The following is an 18,829-nucleotide window of genomic DNA, read 5'->3' as shown; positions in this document are numbered from 1 at the left end:
ATCAGGTCAGCAGTCCCGTGCGGAGCGGCTCGCCGGCCGCGTGCGGATGTACGTGGTCGTGGCCGGGCAGCGCGTGCTGGCCGAGGGCCTCGGGCGGCGGGCCGTCGTGGACGACACAGCCGTCGCGGAGCACCACCGCGCGGTCGATCAGCGGCTCCAGGGGGCCGAGCTCGTGCAGCACGAGCAGGACGGAGGTGCCGCCCGCGACCTGCTCGCGCAGGGTCGAGGCGAGGATCTCCTGGCTGGCGAGGTCGACGCCGGCCATCGGCTCGTCCATGATCAGCAGTTCGGGCTGGGAGGCGAGCGCGCGGGCGATCAGGACCCGCTGGTGCTGGCCGCCGGAGAGCGCGGCGACGGAGTCCTTGGCGCGGTCGGCGAGGCCGACGAGCTCGATGGCCCGCTCGACGGCCGCCTTGTCGGCCTTGGTCGTCCAGCCGAACTTGCGGCGGGCGAGCCGGCCGGAGGAGACGACCTCGCGGATGGTGGCGGGGACGCCGCTGGCGGCGGTGGTGCGCTGGGGGACGTAGCCGACGCGGGCCCAGTCGCGGAACCGCTTCCGCTCGGTGCCGAACAGCTCGATCGTGCCGCCGGTCAGCGGCACCTGGCCGATGACGGCGCGGACGGCGGTGGACTTGCCGGAGCCGTTGGCGCCGAGCAGCGCGACGACCTCACCGCGGTGGACGGTGAGGTCGACGCCCCGGAGGACGGGCCGGGCGCCGAGCGCCGCCGTGGCTCCGCGGACGGAAATGACGGGCTCGTCGCTCATGAGTGCCTCCTGCTGTGCTGCCGTGGTCACTTGGCGCCGAGCGCCTTCTTCAGCGCGGCGAGGTTGGACCGCATGACCTCGATGTAGTCATCGCCCTTGGACTTGTCCGTGATTCCCTCCAGCGGGTCGAGCACGTCGGTCTTCAGACCGGTGTCGCCGGCGAGGGTCTTGGCGGTCTTGTCGCTCGCGAGGGTCTCGAAGAAGACGGTGGAGACCTTGTCCTTCTTCGCGATGTCCTGGAGTTCCTTGATGCGGGCGGGGCTCGGCTCCGACTCGGGGTCGATGCCGGTGATGCCCTCCTGCTCCAGGCCGTAGCGCTCGGCGAGGTAGCCGAAGGCGGAGTGGGTGGTGATGAAGGTCTTCGTGGCGGTGTTCTTCAGGCCGGTCTCGAACTCGGTGTTCAGGTCGCCGAGCTTCTTCACCAGCGCGTCGGTGTTCTTCGCGTAGTCGGCGGCGTGGTCCGGGTCGGCCTTCGAGAGGGCGCTGCCGACGCCCTTGGCGACCTCGGCGTACTTCACGGGGTCGAGCCAGACGTGGGGGTCGGCGCCGGCCTCGGAGCCGTGGTCGTGGCCGTGGTCGTCGTGGCCGGCCTCTTCGGCGCCGTGCTCGTGGCCGACTTCCTGGCCGTGCTCTTCGAGCTGGGTGAGGGTGGCGGCGTCGACCGTGTTCTTCACGCCGGCCTGGGCGATGGCCTCGTCGACGGCGGGCTGGATGCCCTTGAGGTAGAGGATGACGTCCGCGTCGCCGAGCTCGCCGATCTGCTTCGGCTTGAGCTCCAGGTCGTGCGGTTCGACGCCGGGCTTCGTCAGCGTGTTGACGGCGACGTGCCCGCCGCCTATCTGCTCCGCCAGGTACTGCATCGGGTAGAACGACGCCACCACGTCCAGCTTGCCGCCGCTTCCCTTGTCGGCCGCGTCGGAGGTCCCGGCGCAGGCGGAGAGGGAGACGAGACCGAGCGCGACGGCTCCGGTGAGGGCGGTGGCGGGTATCAGGCGACGTACGTTCATGACACTCATTTTCAACAAAACTGGAAACGGTTGTCAATTGCCATACGTGTGTCCCCGCCCACCCCGCCCTCCCGCCCCCGGGCCGGGGAACCGATTTGATGCGGGGGGTACGGGCGCCGGTAACCTGAGGCATTCGCACTTCGTCGTCGTAATGAAGAGAGCACCGTGGCCGCCGACAAGATCGACACCATCGTCAGCCTGAGCAAGCGCCGTGGCTTCGTCTACCCGTGCAGCGAGATCTATGGCGGTCAGCGTGCCGCCTGGGACTACGGGCCGCTGGGTGTCGAGCTGAAGGAGAACATCAAGCGCCAGTGGTGGCGTTACATGGTCACCTCGCGCGAGGACGTCGTCGGCCTCGACTCGTCGGTCATCCTGGCTCCCGAGGTCTGGGAGGCCTCCGGCCACGTCGCCACCTTCACCGACCCGCTGACCGAGTGCACCTCCTGCCACAAGCGCTTCCGCGCGGACCACCTGGAGGAGGCGTACGAGGCGAAGCACGGCCGCCTCCCCGAGAACGGCCTCACCGACCTCAACTGCCCCAACTGCGGCAACAAGGGCACCTTCACCGAGCCCAAGCAGTTCTCGGGCATGCTCTCCACCCACCTCGGCCCGACCCAGGACTCCGGCTCTGTCGCGTACCTGCGCCCCGAGACCGCGCAGGGCATCTTCACCAACTTCGCCCAGGTCCAGCTCACCGCGCGCAAGAAGCCCCCGTTCGGCATCGCGCAGATGGGCAAGTCCTTCCGGAACGAGATCACTCCGGGCAACTTCATCTTCCGCACCCGCGAGTTCGAGCAGATGGAGATGGAGTTCTTCGTCAAGCCGGGTGAGGACGAGGAGTGGCAGGAGTACTGGATGCAGCAGCGCTGGAACTGGTACACCGGCCTCGGTCTCCGCGAGGAGAACATGCGCTGGTACGAGCACCCGCAGGAGAAGCTCTCCCACTACTCGAAGCGCACCGCCGACATCGAGTACCGCTTCTCCTTCGGCGGCAGCGAGTGGGGCGAGCTCGAGGGCGTCGCCAACCGCACCGACTACGACCTGAAGGCCCACTCCAAGGCCTCCGGCGCCGACCTGACCTTCTTCGACCAGGACGCCGGCGAGCGCTGGACCCCGTACGTCATCGAGCCCGCGGCCGGCCTCGGCCGTACGCTCCTCGCCTTCCTGCTCGACGCGTACATCGAGGACGAGGCCCCCAACGCCAAGGGCGTCATGGAGAAGCGCACCGTGCTGCGCCTCGACCCGCGCCTGTCGCCGGTCAAGGTCGCCGTCCTGCCGCTGTCCCGCAACGCGCAGCTGTCCCCGAAGGCCAAGGGCCTCGCGGCCGACCTGCGCCAGAACTGGAACATCGAGTTCGACGACGCCGGCGCCATCGGCCGCCGCTACCGTCGCCAGGACGAGATCGGCACCCCGTTCTGCGTCACCGTCGACTTCGACACCCTCGACGACAACGCGGTGACCGTGCGCGAGCGGGACACCATGAAGCAGGAGCGCGTCTCCCTGGACCAGATCCAGGGCTACCTGGGCAGCCGCCTGCTCGGCTGCTGAGTCCGCTCGACCCGCTGTACGTACGGGAAAGCCCCCGGTTCCTCCTCGGAGGAGCCGGGGGCTTTCCCGTGCCGTGCGGGTGCCGGTGTCAGGCGGTCGCCGCGGCCGCCGCTTCCGCTTCGGCCTCCGCCTGGCGGCGGGCGCCCTCCGCCGCGCGGCGTTTGCCGAACCAGGCCGTCCAGACGCCGAGGGCGCCGAGGACCGTGTAGATCATGACCGGGCTGAGGGTGACCATGGTCTTCGTCGGCAGGACGTACGCGAGGCCGATGCGGACCAGTGCCTCGGTCACGTACGCCACACCCCACACCAGCGTCATCGTGCGCATGGTGGAGCGGAAGCCCTCGTACTGCCACATGCCGTTCCACCAGGCCGTGGACGCCGGGGTGCCGTCGGTCGCGAACTTGCGGCCGAAGTAGAACATCAGCGGGCGCGGCGCGAGCAGCGTGGCCAGGCACAGCAGGCCGAACAGGCCCGTCACCGACGAGTCCTTGATCAGGAGCGCGCGGGCGGTGTGCGCGCCGACCAGCGAGACCACGGCCGTGATCACCAGGAAGACCAGGGTGACCATGGCGAACTCGTCGACCTTGCGCCGCCAGGCCACCATGATCGCGGTGTCGAGCACCGGCCACGCGCTGCTCAGGAGCAGTGCGGAGAACTCGGACCAGCCGTGGTCCTCGGTCAGGATGTTGTACGTGAGGATCGGCGCGACGACGTTGAGGCCGATCGTGAGGACCCAGCCGATCGCTGAGGCGCCGCCGGAGCGGGCCGGTGGTCTGTCGGGTGCGGACATGGTTCCCCCTGTGCTTCTACGGTCGAGGTGCGGGAGAACGGTAGTCATGCACCGGACAGGGAAGGGGAAAGTCCAGGCCAAATGATCTCCAAATGGCGGCCGTGAGGCTGTGAGGCCGTCAGGCCCGGAGGGCTCGCTGGACGAGCGAGACGACCGCGGTGAACGCCTGCTCGGCGCCCGGCGCCGACCAGTCCGCCGCGTGGGCGGGGTTGTGGAAGCGGTCGGTCGCGTCGAAGACCGCGCGGGCCGTCGTCGTGAAGTCCCGCTCGGGAGCGGTGAACAGGCCTGCGCGGTGACCGTCCTCCACGATCCGGGCGATCTGCTCGACGAGGTGCTCCTCGTGCCGGTCGACCACCGCGCTGTTCTCGCCGATCAGCACCTGGAAGGTCGCCATCAGTTCGGGGTCGCCGCCCGCCTTCTTGCGCTTGAGGTCGAAGAGGGCCGTGAGCCAGTCGGTGAGCCGGACGTCCGCGGGCCTGCCCGGCTCCAGGTACGGCCGCAGCGCGACGATCGTCCGCTCCAGCCATCGCTCGGTGACCGCCTCGCGCAGCGCCGCCTTGGTGCGGAAGTGCCGGTACACGCTGCCGTGGCTGACGCCGAGGACCCGGGCCACGTCCACGACCGTCGCCTTCGCGGGCCCGTACCGTCGCAGCACCTCCTCGGTGGCTTCGAGGATGCGCTCGGCGGTCAGGGTCTCGGTGGTGGCGGCCATGGAATGACAGTACCCGTCAGTGCTCGCTGTCCAGGTGGGCCATCTGGGAGGCGGGGTAGCGCTCGCCCGAAGCGGAGTCGGCGGGGACGGCCTCCTCGATGGCGGCGAGGTCGGCGGGGGTGAGGGTGACGTCGAGGGCGGCGACGGCCTCGGCGAGGCGGTCGCGGCGGCGGGCGCCGACCAGGGGGACGATGTCGGTGCCCTGGGCGAGGACCCAGGCGATGGCGGTCTGCGCGACCGTGACGCCCTTCGCCCCGGCGACCTCGCGGAGGCGCTCGACGAGGGCGAGGTTGCGGTCGAGGTTCTCGCCCTGGAAGCGGGGGGACATGCCGCGGAAGTCGCCGGGGGCGAGGGCGCGCTCGCGGGTGAAGTGACCGCTGATGAGGCCGCGGGAGAGGACGCCGTACGCGGTGACGCCGATGCCGAGCTCGCGGGCGGTGGGGAGGATCTTGTCCTCGATGCCGCGGGAGATCAGGGAGTACTCGATCTGGAGGTCCGCGATCGGGGCGACGGCCGCCGCGCGGCGCAGGGTGTCGGCGCCGACCTCGGAGAGGCCGATGTGCCGGACGTGGCCCGCCTCGACGAGTTCGGCGATGGCGCCGACGGTCTCCTCGATCGGCACGTCGGGGTCGACGCGGGCGATCCGGTAGACGTCGATGTGGTCGGTGCCGAGGCGCTGGAGCGAGTAGGCCGCGAAGTTCCTCACGGCGGCCGGACGGCCGTCGTAGCCGGTGAAGCCGCCTTCGACGGTCCGCAGCGCGCCGAACTTCACGCTGGTGAGGGCCTGCTCGCGGGAGGCCGCCGGGGCGGTACGGAGGGCCTCGGCGATCAGCAGTTCGTTGTGGCCCATTCCGTAGAAGTCGCCGGTGTCGAGCAGGGTCACGCCGGCGTCCAGGGCCGCGTGGATGGTCGCGATCGACTCGGCGCGGTCGCTCTCGCCGTACAGGGCGGACATGCCCATGCAGCCGAGGCCGAGGGCGGAGACGGCCGGGCCGGTGGTGCCGAGGGTGCGGGTCGGGAGGGGGGTGGTGTGTGTCGTCGTCATGCAAGAAGAATGACATGACCGATGACAGATTTCAATATCTGTCATCCCCAACCCCCTCGGGGGTCAGCTCACGGACCTCGGCAGGCGCAGGGCGAGCAGGGCCGTCAGGAGGGCCATGACCAGCTGGATGAGGAGGGTCACCGTCAGGGCCGTGCCCGTGGAACCCGAGGCGGAGAGGGAGAGGAAGAGGGAGCCGAGGGTGGCGACGCCCAGGGTGATGGCCGCCTGCTGGGTCGTCACCATGACCCCGCTGCCGACGCCCGCGCGCTCCGGCGGCACCTCCGAGAGCACCACCCGGAACAGCACCGGCAGCTGGAGTCCCTGCCCGAGGCCCGCGACCGCCATGCCGGGGATCAGGCTCGCCACCGAGAGCTCGGGCCAGGAGCGGCCCGCGGTCAGCGCGATCAGGCCGAGGCCGGCGGCCTGGAGCAGGGCGCCCACCGGAACCACCCGGGTGCCCCAGCGGCGGATCAGGCGCGGACCCGCGAGCGAGGCCGCGAAGAAGGCGAGCGCCATCGGGACCACGGCGAGACCCGAGGCCACCGCGCCGAGCCGCAGACCCTGCTGGAGCGAGACCGCGATCACGAACATGAAGCCGCTGAAGCCCGCCGAGAGCGGCAGCACGAGCACCAGGCCGCGCCGCAGCGACGCCAGGCCGAGCAGGCTCGGCGGCACCAGCGGCGTCCCGCCCGCGCGGTCGAGCCGCCGCTCCACCCGCCAGAAGCCCGCCGCCACCAGCGGGAACGCCCCGAGCGACAGCCACGTCCACAGCGGCCAGCCCGCCGCCCTGCCCTCCGTCAGCGGGGCGAGCAGGGTGAGCAGGGCCGCCGCGAGGAGCAGCGTGCCCGCCACGTCCACCGGCGCCGGGCGGTCCGAACGGGTCTCCGGGACGGTGCGCAGGGCGAGCAGCAGGCCGGCCACGGCGATCGGCACGTTCACCAGGAACACCGCGCGCCAGCCCGAGCCCGCGAGGTCCGCCGCGACCAGCACCCCGCCCAGGATCTGGCCGCCCGCCATCGAGAGGCCCGCAGTCGCCCCGTACAGGCTCAGCGCCTTCGCCCTGCGCGGCCCCTCCGTCGCCGCGTGGATGGTCGCGAGCACCTGCGGCAGCATCAGCGCCGCCGCCGCGCCCTGCGCCACCCGCGCCCCGACCAGGCTCCACGCGTCCGGGGCGAGCCCGCAGGCGAGCGAGGTCACGCCGAAGGCGGCCATGCCGGCGAGGAAGAGCCTGCGGCGGCCGAAGAGGTCGCCGAGCCGCCCGCCGAGCACCAGCAGGACGGCGTACGGCAGGCCGTACCCGGCGACGATCAGCTCAAGGAGCACCGGTCCCGCGGAGAGGTCGTGGTCGATGGAGGGCAGGGCGACGTTGACGATGAAGAAGTCGATGAGGGGGAGCGCGGCGCCGAGCAGGACGGTGAAGAGGCCCAGGGAGCCGAGGGGGCCGGCGCCCGCCGGCCGCACCGGGCCGGAGGTGCGGCCAGGGGCGGCGGTCGGCGTGGCGCCCGGCGGGCGGCCCGAGGTCGGGGTCGAAGTCATGGATCAGACGATCCGCGTCCGCTCAGCCTGGTACCAGAGTGTCTTTATCCTGGTAGAACGAATACCTGGCAACGGGCTCGCGGCCCCGGCACCCTGGGAGCGTGACGACAGCGATGACGGAGGCACCCGAGACCCGGCGGCACGAGCTCGCCGCGTTCCTGCGCAGCCGGCGCGAGCGGATCAGCCCCGAGCGGGTGGGGCTGCCCCGGGGGAGACGGCGCAGGACGCCGGGGCTGCGCCGCGAGGAGGTCGCGCACCTCTCCGCCGTCGGCGTCACCTGGTACACCTGGCTCGAACAGGCCAGGGACATCCAGGTCTCCCCGCAGGTGCTCGACGCGCTCGCCGACGCGCTGCTCCTCGACCCGACCGAGCGGAGCCACCTCTTCGCGCTCGCCGGGCAGGCGGACCCGCACCCCGGCGCGCCCTCCTCGGCCGTGACGCCCGCGCTGCGGACGCTCCTGGCGCAGCTGGAGCCCGTACCGGCGGCGGTGCAGAACAGCCGGTTCGACTTCCTCGCCCACAACCGGACCTTCGGGCGGCTCTTCTGCGATCTGGACGCGCTGCCCCGCGAGGACCGCAACTCGCTCTGGCTGGCCTTCACGAACCCCGACTTCCGGGCGGCGGCGACCGACCTGCCGGACCTGCTCCCGATCCTCGCCGGGAAGTTCCGCGCCTCGATGGCCGAGCACCTGGCCGAGCCCGCGTGGAAGGAGCTCGTGCGGCGGCTCGAAGCGGTGTCGCCGGAGTTCCGGGAGATCTGGGCCCGGCACGACGTGGTCGCGCCCGGGGGCAGGACCAAGGTCATCCACAACGCCCTGGTCGGGGTGCTCAGGTTCGAGCACACCAACCTCTGGCTGGGCCCGAACTCGGGCCCGCACCTCGTCACGTACGTCCCCGTGGACGACGAGACGCGGGCCGGGATCGAGCGGCTGCTCGACGCCGTGCTCCTGGAGGAGGCGGGCGCCGGGGCTGTGAGCTCGGCCATGAACGGATAGTTCGGCTGACTAAAGACCTCCGGGGTGCGCGACAATGGGGCGCATGACCGCGTTCTCCCCTCTCGCCATCGGCCCGCACATCGTGCAGCCGCCGGTGGTGCTCGCCCCCATGGCCGGCATCACCAACGCCCCCTTCCGTACCCTCTGCCGCGAGTACTCCGGCGGCAAGGGGCTGTTCGTGAGCGAGATGATCACGACGCGCGCCCTGGTCGAGCGCAACGAGAAGACGATGCAGCTCATCCGCTTCGACGAGACGGAGAGGCCGCGCTCGATCCAGCTCTACGGAGTGGACCCGGTGACCGTCGGCAAGGCCGTGCGGATGATCGTCGACGAGGACCTCGCCGACCACATCGACCTGAACTTCGGCTGCCCGGTCCCCAAGGTGACCCGCAAGGGCGGCGGCTCGGCCCTCCCGTACAAGCGGCCGCTGCTGCGCGCGATCCTGCACGAGGCCGTGACCAACGCGGGCGACCTGCCGGTCACGATGAAGATGCGCAAGGGCATCGACGACGACCACATCACCTTCCTCGACGCGGGCCGGATCGCGGTCGAGGAGGGCGTCACCGCGATCGCCCTGCACGGCCGGACGGCGGCCCAGCACTACGGCGGCACGGCCGACTGGGACGCCATCGCGCGGCTCAAGGAGCACGTGCCGGAGATCCCGGTGCTCGGCAACGGCGACATCTGGTCGGCCGACGACGCGCTGCGGATGATGCGCGAGACCGGCTGCGACGGCGTCGTCGTCGGGCGCGGCTGCCTGGGCCGGCCGTGGCTCTTCGGCGACCTGGTGGCGGGCTTCGAGGGCACGGGTCAGTACGCGCAGCCGGGCCTTCGCGAGGTCGCGGACGCGATGGTGCGGCACGCGCGGCTGCTCGGCGAGTGGCTCGGCGACGAGGCACGGGGTGTCATCGACTTCCGCAAGCACGTGGCCTGGTACCTGAAGGGCTTCGCGGTCGGCTCCGAGATGCGCAAGAAGCTGGCCATCACCTCGTCCCTGGACGAACTGCGCGCTCAGTTGAGCGAGCTGGACCTGGACCAGCCGTGGCCGGTGGGCGCGGACGGCCCCCGGGGCCGTACGTCCGGAAACAACCGTGTTGTCCTGCCGGACGGCTGGTTGAAGGACCCGTACGACTGCGCCGGAGTGAGCGAGGACGCCGAGCTGGACACGTCCGGCGGCTGAGATTCGGCCTTTCCGGGGGAGTGATCCTCGCCACCTCTGAGGGGGGTGGTGCTCACATGAGCGGTATACGTGCGGATGCACCGCCTGAAGGGGTGGCACTGGGTGCCACCCCTTTTGCGTTCAAGAGTTGAACGCAAGTGGCCGATCAAGCGCTCATCTGAGCGGCTTTTGGCGAGTTCGGGGGAGATCGGGCTTCGGACCGTGAAAGGTGAATGTTTTGCTCGGTAACTTTCGAAGTGCTGGCGGACGGGTGGTTAAGACCGGGTGTCCGCTAGGCGTACCTCCCCAGAAGCCTTCGATCTGGGTATGTTCCTCGCCGTCAGGGCAGCCAACCGAGTCATCGAGGAGTCGGGACCCGTGTCGGAAAACAATGATCAGAAGTTCGTCTACGACTTCACCGAGGGCAACAGGGACCTGAAGGACCTGCTCGGTGGCAAGGGCGCCAACCTCGCCGAGATGACCAACCTCGGTCTCCCGGTGCCTCCGGGCTTCACGATCACCACCGAAGCGTGCAAGGTCTACCTCGAAAGCGGCTCGGAGCCGGTCGAGCTCCGCGACGAGGTGTCCGCCCACCTCGACGCCCTCGAGACCCAGATGGGCAAGAAGCTCGGCCAGGCCGACGACCCGCTGCTCGTCTCCGTCCGCTCGGGCGCCAAGTTCTCCATGCCCGGCATGATGGACACGGTCCTGAACATCGGCCTCTCCGACGAGTCCGTGGCCGGCCTCGCCGCCCAGGCCGACAACGAGCGCTTCGCCTGGGACTCGTACCGCCGCCTGATCCAGATGTTCGGCAAGACCGTCCTCGGCGTCGACGGCGAGCTCTTCGAGGAGGCCCTCGACGAGGCCAAGGCCGCCAAGGGCGTCGCCAGCGACACCGACCTGGACGCCGCCGACCTGCGCAAGGTCGTCGAGCACTTCAAGAAGATCGTGAAGACCGAGACCGGCCGCGACTTCCCCCAGGACGCGCGTGAGCAGATGGACCTCGCCATCGAGGCCGTCTTCAACTCCTGGAACACCGACCGCGCGAAGCTGTACCGCCGCCAGGAGCGCATCCCGGGCGACCTCGGCACCGCCGTCAACGTCTGCTCGATGGTCTTCGGCAACCTCGGCCCCGACTCGGGCACCGGCGTCGCCTTCACCCGCGACCCCGCCTCCGGCCACGCCGGCGTCTACGGCGACTACCTGCAGAACGCGCAGGGCGAGGACGTCGTCGCCGGTATCCGCAACACCGTGCCGCTCGCCGACCTCGAGTCGATCGACAAGAAGTCGTACGACCAGCTCATGCACATCATGAGCACCCTGGAGACCCACTACAAGGATCTCTGCGACATCGAGTTCACCATCGAGCGCGGCCAGCTCTGGATGCTCCAGACCCGCGTCGGCAAGCGCACCGCCGGTGCCGCCTTCCGCATCGCCACCCAGCTCGTGGACCAGGGCCTGATCGACGAGGCCGAGGCGCTCCAGCGCGTCACCGGCGCCCAGCTCGCCCAGCTGATGTTCCCGAAGTTCGACGAGGACGCGAAGGTCGAGCAGATCGGCCGCGGCATCGCCGCCTCCCCGGGCGCGGCCGTCGGCAAGGCCGTCTTCGACTCGTACACGGCCGTCAAGTGGTCCCGCTCCGGCGAGAAGGTCATCCTGATCCGCCGCGAGACCAACCCGGACGACCTGGACGGCATGATCGCCGCCGAGGGCATCCTGACCTCGCGCGGCGGCAAGACCTCGCACGCCGCCGTCGTCGCCCGCGGCATGGGCAAGACCTGTGTCTGCGGCGCCGAGGAGCTCGAGGTCGACACCAAGCGCCGCCGCATGACCACCGCCTCCGGCGCGGTCATCGAGGAGGGCGACGTCGTCTCCATCGACGGCTCCACCGGCAAGGTCTACCTCGGTGAGGTACCCGTCGTGCCGTCCCCGGTCGTCGAGTACTTCGAGGGCCGCATGCACGCCGGCGCCGACGACGCCGACGAGCTCGTCGCCGCCGTGCACCGGATCATGGCCTACGCCGACCGCGTCCGCCGGCTCCGCGTCCGCGCCAACGCCGACAACGCCGAGGACGCCTCCCGCGCCCGCCGCTTCGGCGCCCAGGGCATCGGCCTGTGCCGCACCGAGCACATGTTCCTCGGCGAGCGCCGCCAGTACGTCGAGCGCCTGATCCTCGCCGACACGGACGCCGAGCGCGAGGAGTCGCTGAAGGCCCTGCTCCCGCTGCAGAAGCAGGACTTCATCGAGCTCTTCGAGGCCATGGACGGGCTGCCCGTCACGGTCCGGCTGCTCGACCCGCCGCTGCACGAGTTCCTGCCCGACATCACCGAGCTGTCGGTCCGCGTCGCCCTCGCCGAGTCCCGCAAGGAGCCGCACGAGAACGACCTGCGCCTGCTCCAGGCCGTGCACCGGCTGCACGAGCAGAACCCGATGCTGGGTCTGCGCGGTGTCCGCCTCGGTCTGGTCATCCCCGGCCTGTTCACCATGCAGGTCCGGGCGATCGCGGAGGCCGCGGCCCACCGCATCGACGCCAAGGGCGACCCGCGCGCCGAGATCATGATCCCGCTCGTCGGCACCGTCCAGGAGCTGGAGATCGTCCGCGAGGAGGCCGAGCAGGTCATCGCCGAGGTCCAGGCGCAGACCGGCGTCGAGCTCAAGCTCGCGCTCGGCACCATGATCGAGCTGCCGCGCGCCGCCGTGACCGCCGGTCAGATCGCCGAGGCCGCGGAGTTCTTCTCCTTCGGCACCAACGACCTGACGCAGACGGTCTGGGGCTTCTCCCGCGACGACGTGGAGGCCTCCTTCTTCACCGCGTACCTGGAGAAGGGCATCTTCGGCGTCAGCCCCTTCGAGACCATCGACAAGGACGGCGTCGGCGCCCTCGTGCGCAGCGCCGTGCAGGCCGGCCGCGCCACCCGCCCCGACATCAAGCTCGGTGTCTGCGGCGAGCACGGCGGCGACCCGGAGTCGGTGCACTTCTTCCACGAGGTCGGCCTCGACTACGTCTCCTGCTCGCCCTTCCGGATCCCGGTGGCGCGCCTGGAGGCCGGCCGCGCGGCGGCCGAGGCGAAGGGCAGCGACAGCCGCTGAGCCCTGCTGAACGACGGTTCAGCAGTGACCCCCGAGTCCTGCTGAACCGGGGTTCAGGAGTGGCGGTCGGGCCCTCCTGAACCCCGGTTCAGCAGCGGAACCACAGCCACCGGGGCCGCCGCCGGTCACTCACACCCTCACCGACGGGCCGCGGCTCCGGATTCACAAAAGAGACGGGACGGACACCTTTGTGCGGAGGTGTCCGTCCCGTTGTTTGTGCGTCGGACGGATGTGGGTCAATGTTCAATTGCGGCGGATTGAATCATTGGTTATTGAACTTCTTTGATTCCTCGGCGCAAAGAACGGAGCGGGCGCGACCCCCGGATCCCCACCCGGAGGCCGCGCCCTTTACCGATGCCGGGCAGGTGAGCCGCAACCCTCGCCGACCGCCGCCAGACGCGCAAAGCCCCCCACGGTCTTCGCCACGTCACCTCGGTCCTGAAGGTTTCCTGTCCGACCCGCACAGCTTTTCGTTTCCCCCCTGATTGCCGCGATGCTTTTCAACTGTGGCTGAAACACCCTGGTAACGTGCAGTGATGCTGTGCATACTCGTCGTCGGGGGTGGTTGCGAGTGCACAGGTGGGGACGTCATGCTGCGGATTCATTTCACCGGAAGCGACTTGGCGGGGGTGCGGACGGCCGCCCGTCCTGACGTTCTGTGGGAAACGATTCTGAGTTTTCACCGTTTAAGAGACCGGCGCGGACCCGTGGTCTACGGGGAATGGCGCTCGGAAGCGCGGATGAGGCTCGGCGGTGAGACCAGGCTGCTTGCCGCGCTGGTCCCGAGCCGGGGATATTTTCCGGACTTCCTGACGCCCGCCGAAGGCGTCCACGGGCTCGACGAGGGCCTCCAGGCGATCCGTGCGACCGGCACCGGGAGGCTCCGCGACGAGCTCTCCCTGCTCGCCGCCGACCGCTCGGGGGCCCGGACCGTGCCCCACTCGCTGCGCGCCCTAGCCGACGGCGGCGCGGAGCCCTTCGACCGGCTCGTGGGGGCCCTGCGCAGCTACCACCGGGCCGCCGTGGAGCCCTACTGGCCGCACATCAGGGCGCGCGTCGAGGCCGACCGGGCCCGGCGCGGGCGCGCCCTGCTCGACGGCGGGGCCGAGGAACTCCTCGCCTCGCTGCCGCCGATGCTGCGCTGGCGCGCGCCCGTCCTGGAAGCCGACTACCCGGTCGACCGGGACGTCCACCTCGACGGGCGGGGGCTGCTGCTCCAGCCCTCGTACTTCTGCCGGGGGACCCCGGTCGTGCTGCGCGATCCCGGGCTGCCGCCGGTCCTCGTCTACCCCGTCACGCACGGCGAGGCGCCGACCGTCCGCTCGCCCGGCGGTTCCTCGCTCGCCAAGCTGGTCGGCCAGACCCGCTCGGCGGTCCTGCACGCCATCGGCGACGGCGGTACGACGAGCGAGCTGGCCCGCCGGGCCGGGGTCTCCCTCGCCTCGGCCAGCCAGCACGCGGGCGTCCTGCGGGAGGCCGGGCTCATCGCCACCCTCCGCAACGGCAACGCGGTCCTGCACACCCTGACGCCGCTGGGCGCCGCCCTCCTCGGCGGCGCCCAGCGAACGGTGGACCTGCGGTGCTACGCGGGGAGCTACGCCCGGAACGGGGTGACGTCGTAGCCACCCGCGGAGTAGCCACCCGCGGAGTAGCCACCCGCGGAGCAGCCAGCCGCGGAGCGGGCCCGTCGCCTCGCGGTCACGCCCGGAACGGGCCCTTCACCTCGTAGGTGATGCCGCCCGAGGAGCTGCCGCTGGTGCCGCGCTGGCTGGAGAAGTAGAGGCGCGTGCCGTCGGGGGAGAAGGCCGGTCCGGTGATCTCGGAGGAGGACTGGCCGGTGATCCGCAGGAAGGGCGCGACGACGTCGTCCGGCGTGATGACGCAGATCTCCATGTTGCCGCCGTCCTCGGCGACGAACAGGTCGCCGGAGGAGGTGCCGGTGATGTTGTCGACGCCGGTGAGCGGGGCGCCGCCGCCGACCACGAGCGAGTCGTCGTAGGCCAGTTCGTAGGTGCCGGCGGCGACGTCGACCTGCCAGACCCGGTTGTCGCCCTTGGTGGTGAACCAGACGGTGTCGTTCGCGTAGTAGCAGCCCTCGCCGCCGTTGAAGCGCTTGGCGCCGGAGACCTGGTTGCGGGTGGTGGTCGGCGAGCCGTCCGGGTCCGGCACGGTCTGCCAGGTGAAGGTGCCCGAGGTGGCCGTGGAGGCCTTGAAGACCTGGAGGGTGCCGGAGGAGAGGTTGCCCCAGGTGGTGGGGATGAAGCGGTAGAAGCAGCCGTCCGTCTCGTCCTCGGTCAGGTAGACGACCTGGCGCACCGGGTCGGCCGCGGCCGCCTCGTGCTTGAACCGGCCCATCGCGTCCCGGCGGGTGGCGGTGCCGCCCCACGGGTTCGTCTCGTAGACGTAGCCGAGGGAGACCTCCTCGCAGGACAGCCAGGTGTTCCACGGGGTCTTGCCGCCGGCGCAGTTCTGGCGGGTGCCGGAGAGGATGCGGTACGCCCCGGTGATCGTGCCCGCCGCGTCGAACCGCACCGCGCTCGCGCCGCCGCTGGGGTTGATCTCCGAGTTCGACACGTAGATCCAGCCGGTGCCGTCGGCGAAGCAGGCGCCGCCGTCGGGGGCGCTGTGCCAGGCGTACGAGGTGCCGGTCACGGTCTGGCCGGACCGGGCGATGACCCGGCTGGTGAACCCGGCGGGCAGCTGGATGCCGTTCGCGTCCGCCGCCCCGAGCGCCCCGTACGGGCCGGCGCCGGGCTGGGCGGGCGCGGCGAAGGCGGCGCTCTGCCAGAGGCTGCCGCCGAAGGCCGCCGCCGAGGTGCCGATGACCGCTCCGCGCAGGAAACTGCGTCGCTCCACGTCTGACTCCCGAGAAGGATGGTGAACCGCCCCGCCATGCCGGTCGGCGACGGGGTCGCGCGCTTCCGGAACCTAGAAGTACGGTGTTGACAGTGCATCAACAAGCGATGAAGGGGAAGCGGCGCGCAACGGGCGGGACCTTCGTCCCTGGGGCGGCGGCGCCGGCCGCGGGACACTGGGCGACATGAGTGCCTCCCGGGACATCCGTGACCGTGCCGACATCGACGTGGTGTTGCGGCGGTTCTACGGCGCCGCGTTCGCCGACCCGTTGATCGGACCGTTCTTCACGCGGATCGCCGGGACGGACCTGGAGACGCACCTGCCGAGGATCGGCGACTTCTGGGAGCGGGCGCTCCTCCGCAGCGCGGAGTACGGCCGGGACGCCTTCGGGCCGCACGCCGCCCTGCACGCGGCGAGGCCGCTGACGGCCGCGCACTTCGGCCGGTGGGTGCAGCTGTGGCACGCGACCCTGGACGGGCTGCACCAGGGACCGCTGGCGGAGCGGGCCAAGGGCCAGGGCGAGCGGATCGCCGTCGCCATGCTGCGGCGGCTCGCGGGACCGGAGGCGGCGACCGGCGGCGGGGGCGGCGGGTTCGTCCCGCTGGCGGCCCTGGAGCTGCGCTCCGCGGCCTGAGGAAAAAAGTTTCTTCCGGGAGCGATGAGTTTCCGGAGGCGGGTCCGTCCTACCTCTCGAAAGCACCGCACGAGAGAAGAGAGCACACCATGGCCCCGCAGATGATCTTCGTGAACCTGCCGGTGAAGGACCTCGACGCCAGCAAGGCGTTCTTCGAGAAGCTCGGGTATCGGTCGAACCCGCACTTCACCGACGAGACCGCCGCGTGCGTCGTCATCAGCGACACGATCTTCGCGATGCTCCTCACCGAGGAGAAGTTCCGGAGCTTCACCGCGCCGGGCAAGGCGATCTCCGACGCGACGAAGGCCACCGAGGTGCTCGTCACCCTGAGCGCCGAGAGCCGCGAGAAGGTCGACGAGCTCGCCGACGCGGCCCTCGCCGCCGGCGCCGGCAAGGCGAAGGAGCCGCTGGACATGGGCTTCATGTACGGCCGCTCCTTCACCGACCTGGACGGCCACCACTGGGAGGTCTTCTGGATGGACGAGAAGGCCGCCCAGGGCTGAGCGAGCCGTACGTCAGGCCGAGACGCCGCCGTCGATCACCAGGTCCGTGCCGACGGCGGAGGCCGCGTCGTCCGACGCGAGGTACAGCACCGCCGCCGCCACCTCGGCGGCGGAGGAGATGCGGCCCAGCGGCGACTGCTCCTTCATCCGGACCTCCCGCTCGGCCTCCGACTCGCCGGGCAGCAGCGACATCGCCGACTCCGAGGCGCCGGGGCTGACCGCGTTGATCCGGACGCCGTCCGCGATGTGGTCAAGGGCCGCGGCCCTGGTGATCGCCGAGACGGCCGCCTTGGAGACCTGGTAGCCGAAGACCCCCGGGATCCGCACGTGCGGGCCCAGGTTGGAGGCGATGTTCACGATGGCCCCGCCGCCGTGCGCCCGCATGTGGGCCACCTCGGCCTGGAGGGCGTGCAGCACCCCCGTGACGTTGATGTCGAGCAGCGTCCGCCAGTCCTCCAGGGGGAAGTCGGCCGCGCTGTGCCCGCCGCGGAACACCCCCGCGTTGTTCACGGCGACGTCGAGACCGCCGAAGACCTCCACCGTGCGCCGGACCAGCTCCCGCGTGGACTCCGCGCTCGACACGTCGGCCGTCACCGCCGCCGCGGTCCCGCCGGCCGCCTCGATCAGGGCGACGGTCGCGTCGAGCGGCTCGGCGGTGCGGCCGGCGGCGACGACCCTCGCGCCCTCGGCGGCGAAGGCGAGCGCGATGGCCCGGCCGAGCCCGGAACCGGCTCCGGTGACGAGGACGGTGCGGCCGGTGAAACGTGCGGACATGAGTGACTCCCTTGTGGTCCGGGTTACTTGACGCGGTGGGTGAGGGCGGCGAGGGCGGTGAACAGGACGGCCGCGGCCGCCAGTGACACCGCGTCGCCGCCGAGGGTGAGCAGGGCGGCGAAGAGCACGGTCGGCCCGAGCTCCATCGCCGTGTTCAGGACGCCGCCCGCGAGGCCCGCGCGATGTGCCGGGACCCCGTCGGTGGCGAGGACGGCGGCGCCCGCGAAGGACAGCGCGCCGCCGGCCGGCAGCAGGAGCAGCCCCGGCAGCAGCCCGTACGCGTACGGGACGGAGGGCGCGAAGCCCGTCGCGGCGAGCAGCCCGAGCCCGGCGGCGGCCGTACCGAGCCCGGCGGCGGTCACCCGGCCGGGGCCGAACCGCCCGATCAGCGGGCCCGCGCACCGGCCCGCGCCGAGCAGCGAGACCGCGAACGGCACGAAGGCGGCGGAGGTGGCCAGGGCGGACCAGCCGCGCTGCTGCTGCAGGGCCAGCGAGAGCAGGACGAAGACGGTGGCGGTGCCGGCCGCCGTGAGCCCGATCGCCGCGAGGCCCAGGGCGTGGCGGCCGTCGCGCAGGAAGTCCGGCGGCAGCAGCGGATCGGCCGTCCGCCGCTCCACGACCCCGAAGGCGCCGAGCAGGACGAGCCCGGCGAGCAGCGGCCCCAGGACCGGGGCGGAGCCCCACGGGTGGGCGTCGGTGAGCACGAGACCGTAACTGGTCAGCGTGATCCCGGCGGTGGCGAGCAGCGCGCCGGGCAGGTCCAGGGACCGCCCCGCGTCCGGCGGGGTGGCGGGCAGCAGCCGGGGCGCAAGGAGCAGGGCGGCGAGGCTCACGGCGATCGGTACGGCGAAGGTGCCGCGCCAGGAGGTGGCGACCGCGATCACCCCCGAGAGGAGGTTGCCTGCGGTCGCGCCGAGGACGGACAGGCCGCCCCAGCCGGCCATCGCCCTGCCGTACGCGGCCGGTTCGGGGAACAGGGCCCGCAGCAGCGCCATCGCCGCCGGGGCGACCAGGGCCGCGCCGACGCCCTGGCCGAACCGGGCGGCGAGCAGTGCCTCGTGGCCGGGGGCGAGCGGGGCGGCGGCGGACGCGGCGCCGAAGACGAGGAGTCCCGCCGTGAGGGTCCGGCGTCCGCCGTGGCGGTCGGCGAGCCGGCCGCCGAGCAGGAGCAGCCCGGCGAAGGTCAGGCCGTAGGCGGCGCTCAGCAGGATCAGCTGGGCGCGGTCGAGGTGGAACTCGGCGCCGATGCGGGGCAGGGGGACGGCGAGGGAGGCGAGGGTGAAGATGAGCGTCGTCTGCACGGCGCCGAGGAGGACGAAGCCCCGTCGGGTCTCCGTCCGGCGGGCTTCCGGTGCCCTCCGGGTCTTCGCTGTCGCTGTCGTCGTCATGCCATCCCCCTGGTGGTGAACTTGAC

At 71.5% G+C, this 18,829-nt stretch carries 16 protein-coding genes; 7 read left to right on the top strand and 9 right to left on the bottom strand.

The genetic code is table 11. The annotated features are described in order from the left end of the window. Position 1: 1 nt before the first annotated feature. Positions 2-766, bottom strand: coding sequence for a metal ABC transporter ATP-binding protein (locus ACZ7G1_RS20115; protein WP_470873145.1), 765 nt, complete (start codon positions 764-766; stop codon positions 2-4). Positions 767-792: 26 nt separating this feature from the next. After that, the gene (locus ACZ7G1_RS20110; RefSeq protein WP_470873146.1) at positions 793-1,773 is read right to left on the bottom strand and encodes a metal ABC transporter substrate-binding protein; all 981 of its coding nucleotides are present in this window, start codon (positions 1,771-1,773) and stop codon (positions 793-795) included. Between the two features lie 165 nt (positions 1,774-1,938). Here ACZ7G1_RS20110 and ACZ7G1_RS20105 point away from each other — a divergent pair, with 165 nt between their 5' ends. Continuing rightward, complete coding sequence (locus ACZ7G1_RS20105) at positions 1,939-3,321, top strand: glycine--tRNA ligase (protein ID WP_470873148.1); 1,383 nt, start codon at positions 1,939-1,941, stop codon at positions 3,319-3,321. 88 nt (positions 3,322-3,409) lie between these two features. Here ACZ7G1_RS20105 and ACZ7G1_RS20100 read toward each other — a convergent pair whose 3' ends face one another. The 4 genes from ACZ7G1_RS20100 to ACZ7G1_RS20085 form a co-directional block, all read right to left on the bottom strand. Further along, positions 3,410-4,111, bottom strand: coding sequence for a VC0807 family protein (locus tag ACZ7G1_RS20100; RefSeq protein WP_470873150.1), 702 nt, complete (start codon positions 4,109-4,111; stop codon positions 3,410-3,412). A gap of 118 nt (positions 4,112-4,229) precedes the next feature. Continuing rightward, the gene (locus ACZ7G1_RS20095; protein ID WP_470873152.1) at positions 4,230-4,823 is read right to left on the bottom strand and encodes a TetR/AcrR family transcriptional regulator; all 594 of its coding nucleotides are present in this window, start codon (positions 4,821-4,823) and stop codon (positions 4,230-4,232) included. Positions 4,824-4,839: 16 nt separating this feature from the next. Beyond that, complete coding sequence (locus ACZ7G1_RS20090) at positions 4,840-5,868, bottom strand: aldo/keto reductase (RefSeq protein ID WP_470873154.1); 1,029 nt, start codon at positions 5,866-5,868, stop codon at positions 4,840-4,842. Between the two features lie 63 nt (positions 5,869-5,931). Beyond that, entirely contained in the window at positions 5,932-7,404 is a 1,473-nt protein-coding gene (locus ACZ7G1_RS20085; RefSeq protein ID WP_470873156.1) for an MFS transporter, read from the bottom strand. A 113-nt stretch (positions 7,405-7,517) separates the two neighbouring features. Between ACZ7G1_RS20085 and ACZ7G1_RS20080 the strand changes: the two genes are divergently transcribed. The 4 genes from ACZ7G1_RS20080 (at position 7,518) to ACZ7G1_RS20065 (ending at position 14,270) form a co-directional block, all read left to right on the top strand. After that, a complete protein-coding gene (locus tag ACZ7G1_RS20080; protein WP_470873365.1) occupies positions 7,518-8,399 on the top strand; it encodes an MmyB family transcriptional regulator in 882 nt (293 codons plus the stop codon). A 43-nt stretch (positions 8,400-8,442) separates the two neighbouring features. After that, entirely contained in the window at positions 8,443-9,579 is a 1,137-nt protein-coding gene (gene dusB, locus ACZ7G1_RS20075; RefSeq protein WP_470873158.1) for a tRNA dihydrouridine synthase DusB, read from the top strand. 357 nt (positions 9,580-9,936) lie between these two features. Next, positions 9,937-12,648: a pyruvate, phosphate dikinase gene (gene ppdK / locus ACZ7G1_RS20070; protein ID WP_470873160.1), complete on the top strand. Its 2,712-nt coding sequence runs from the start codon at positions 9,937-9,939 to the stop codon at positions 12,646-12,648. A 590-nt stretch (positions 12,649-13,238) separates the two neighbouring features. Continuing rightward, positions 13,239-14,270 carry an ArsR/SmtB family transcription factor gene (locus tag ACZ7G1_RS20065; RefSeq protein WP_470873162.1) on the top strand — a complete coding sequence of 344 codons (1,032 nt, stop codon included), beginning with the start codon at positions 13,239-13,241 and terminating at the stop codon, positions 14,268-14,270. Positions 14,271-14,346: 76 nt separating this feature from the next. Here ACZ7G1_RS20065 and ACZ7G1_RS20060 read toward each other — a convergent pair whose 3' ends face one another. Beyond that, the gene (locus ACZ7G1_RS20060) at positions 14,347-15,504 is read right to left on the bottom strand and encodes an alkaline phosphatase PhoX (RefSeq protein WP_470873164.1); all 1,158 of its coding nucleotides are present in this window, start codon (positions 15,502-15,504) and stop codon (positions 14,347-14,349) included. Positions 15,505-15,688: 184 nt separating this feature from the next. On the opposite strand from ACZ7G1_RS20060, the gene ACZ7G1_RS20055 reads away from it, so the two are divergent. Next, positions 15,689-16,138 carry a group III truncated hemoglobin gene (locus ACZ7G1_RS20055; protein WP_470873166.1) on the top strand — a complete coding sequence of 150 codons (450 nt, stop codon included), beginning with the start codon at positions 15,689-15,691 and terminating at the stop codon, positions 16,136-16,138. Positions 16,139-16,227: 89 nt separating this feature from the next. Then, a complete protein-coding gene (locus tag ACZ7G1_RS20050) occupies positions 16,228-16,641 on the top strand; it encodes a VOC family protein (protein ID WP_470873168.1) in 414 nt (137 codons plus the stop codon). A 12-nt stretch (positions 16,642-16,653) separates the two neighbouring features. Here ACZ7G1_RS20050 and ACZ7G1_RS20045 read toward each other — a convergent pair whose 3' ends face one another. Next, a complete protein-coding gene (locus ACZ7G1_RS20045; protein ID WP_470873170.1) occupies positions 16,654-17,415 on the bottom strand; it encodes an SDR family NAD(P)-dependent oxidoreductase in 762 nt (253 codons plus the stop codon). Positions 17,416-17,438: 23 nt separating this feature from the next. Beyond that, positions 17,439-18,803 (bottom strand): MFS transporter, encoded by a 1,365-nt coding sequence (locus tag ACZ7G1_RS20040; RefSeq protein ID WP_470873172.1) that lies wholly within the window; start codon positions 18,801-18,803, stop codon positions 17,439-17,441. Positions 18,804-18,829: the final 26 nt, after the last annotated feature.

The organism is Streptomyces sp. NPDC037273 (assembly GCF_055603625.1).
Note: the sequence above shows the minus strand (reverse complement) of the source record. Positions and strands in the feature narration are given on the sequence as shown.

Coding starts and splice junctions, on each gene's coding strand:
- ACZ7G1_RS20045 (WP_470873170.1), bottom strand. CDS start 17,415: ATGTCCGCACGTTTCACCGGCCGCACCGTCCTCGTCACCGGAGCCGGT.
- ACZ7G1_RS20095 (WP_470873152.1), bottom strand. CDS start 4,823: ATGGCCGCCACCACCGAGACCCTGACCGCCGAGCGCATCCTCGAAGCC.
- ACZ7G1_RS20100 (WP_470873150.1), bottom strand. CDS start 4,111: ATGTCCGCACCCGACAGACCACCGGCCCGCTCCGGCGGCGCCTCAGCG.
- ACZ7G1_RS20110 (WP_470873146.1), bottom strand. CDS start 1,773: ATGAACGTACGTCGCCTGATACCCGCCACCGCCCTCACCGGAGCCGTC.
- ACZ7G1_RS20080 (WP_470873365.1), top strand. CDS start 7,518: ATGACGGAGGCACCCGAGACCCGGCGGCACGAGCTCGCCGCGTTCCTG.
- ACZ7G1_RS20115 (WP_470873145.1), bottom strand. CDS start 766: ATGAGCGACGAGCCCGTCATTTCCGTCCGCGGAGCCACGGCGGCGCTC.
- ACZ7G1_RS20050 (WP_470873168.1), top strand. CDS start 16,228: ATGGCCCCGCAGATGATCTTCGTGAACCTGCCGGTGAAGGACCTCGAC.
- ACZ7G1_RS20090 (WP_470873154.1), bottom strand. CDS start 5,868: ATGACGACGACACACACCACCCCCCTCCCGACCCGCACCCTCGGCACC.
- ACZ7G1_RS20040 (WP_470873172.1), bottom strand. CDS start 18,803: ATGACGACGACAGCGACAGCGAAGACCCGGAGGGCACCGGAAGCCCGC.
- ACZ7G1_RS20065 (WP_470873162.1), top strand. CDS start 13,239: ATGCTGCGGATTCATTTCACCGGAAGCGACTTGGCGGGGGTGCGGACG.
- ACZ7G1_RS20055 (WP_470873166.1), top strand. CDS start 15,689: ATGAGTGCCTCCCGGGACATCCGTGACCGTGCCGACATCGACGTGGTG.
- dusB (WP_470873158.1), top strand. CDS start 8,443: ATGACCGCGTTCTCCCCTCTCGCCATCGGCCCGCACATCGTGCAGCCG.
- ACZ7G1_RS20085 (WP_470873156.1), bottom strand. CDS start 7,404: ATGACTTCGACCCCGACCTCGGGCCGCCCGCCGGGCGCCACGCCGACC.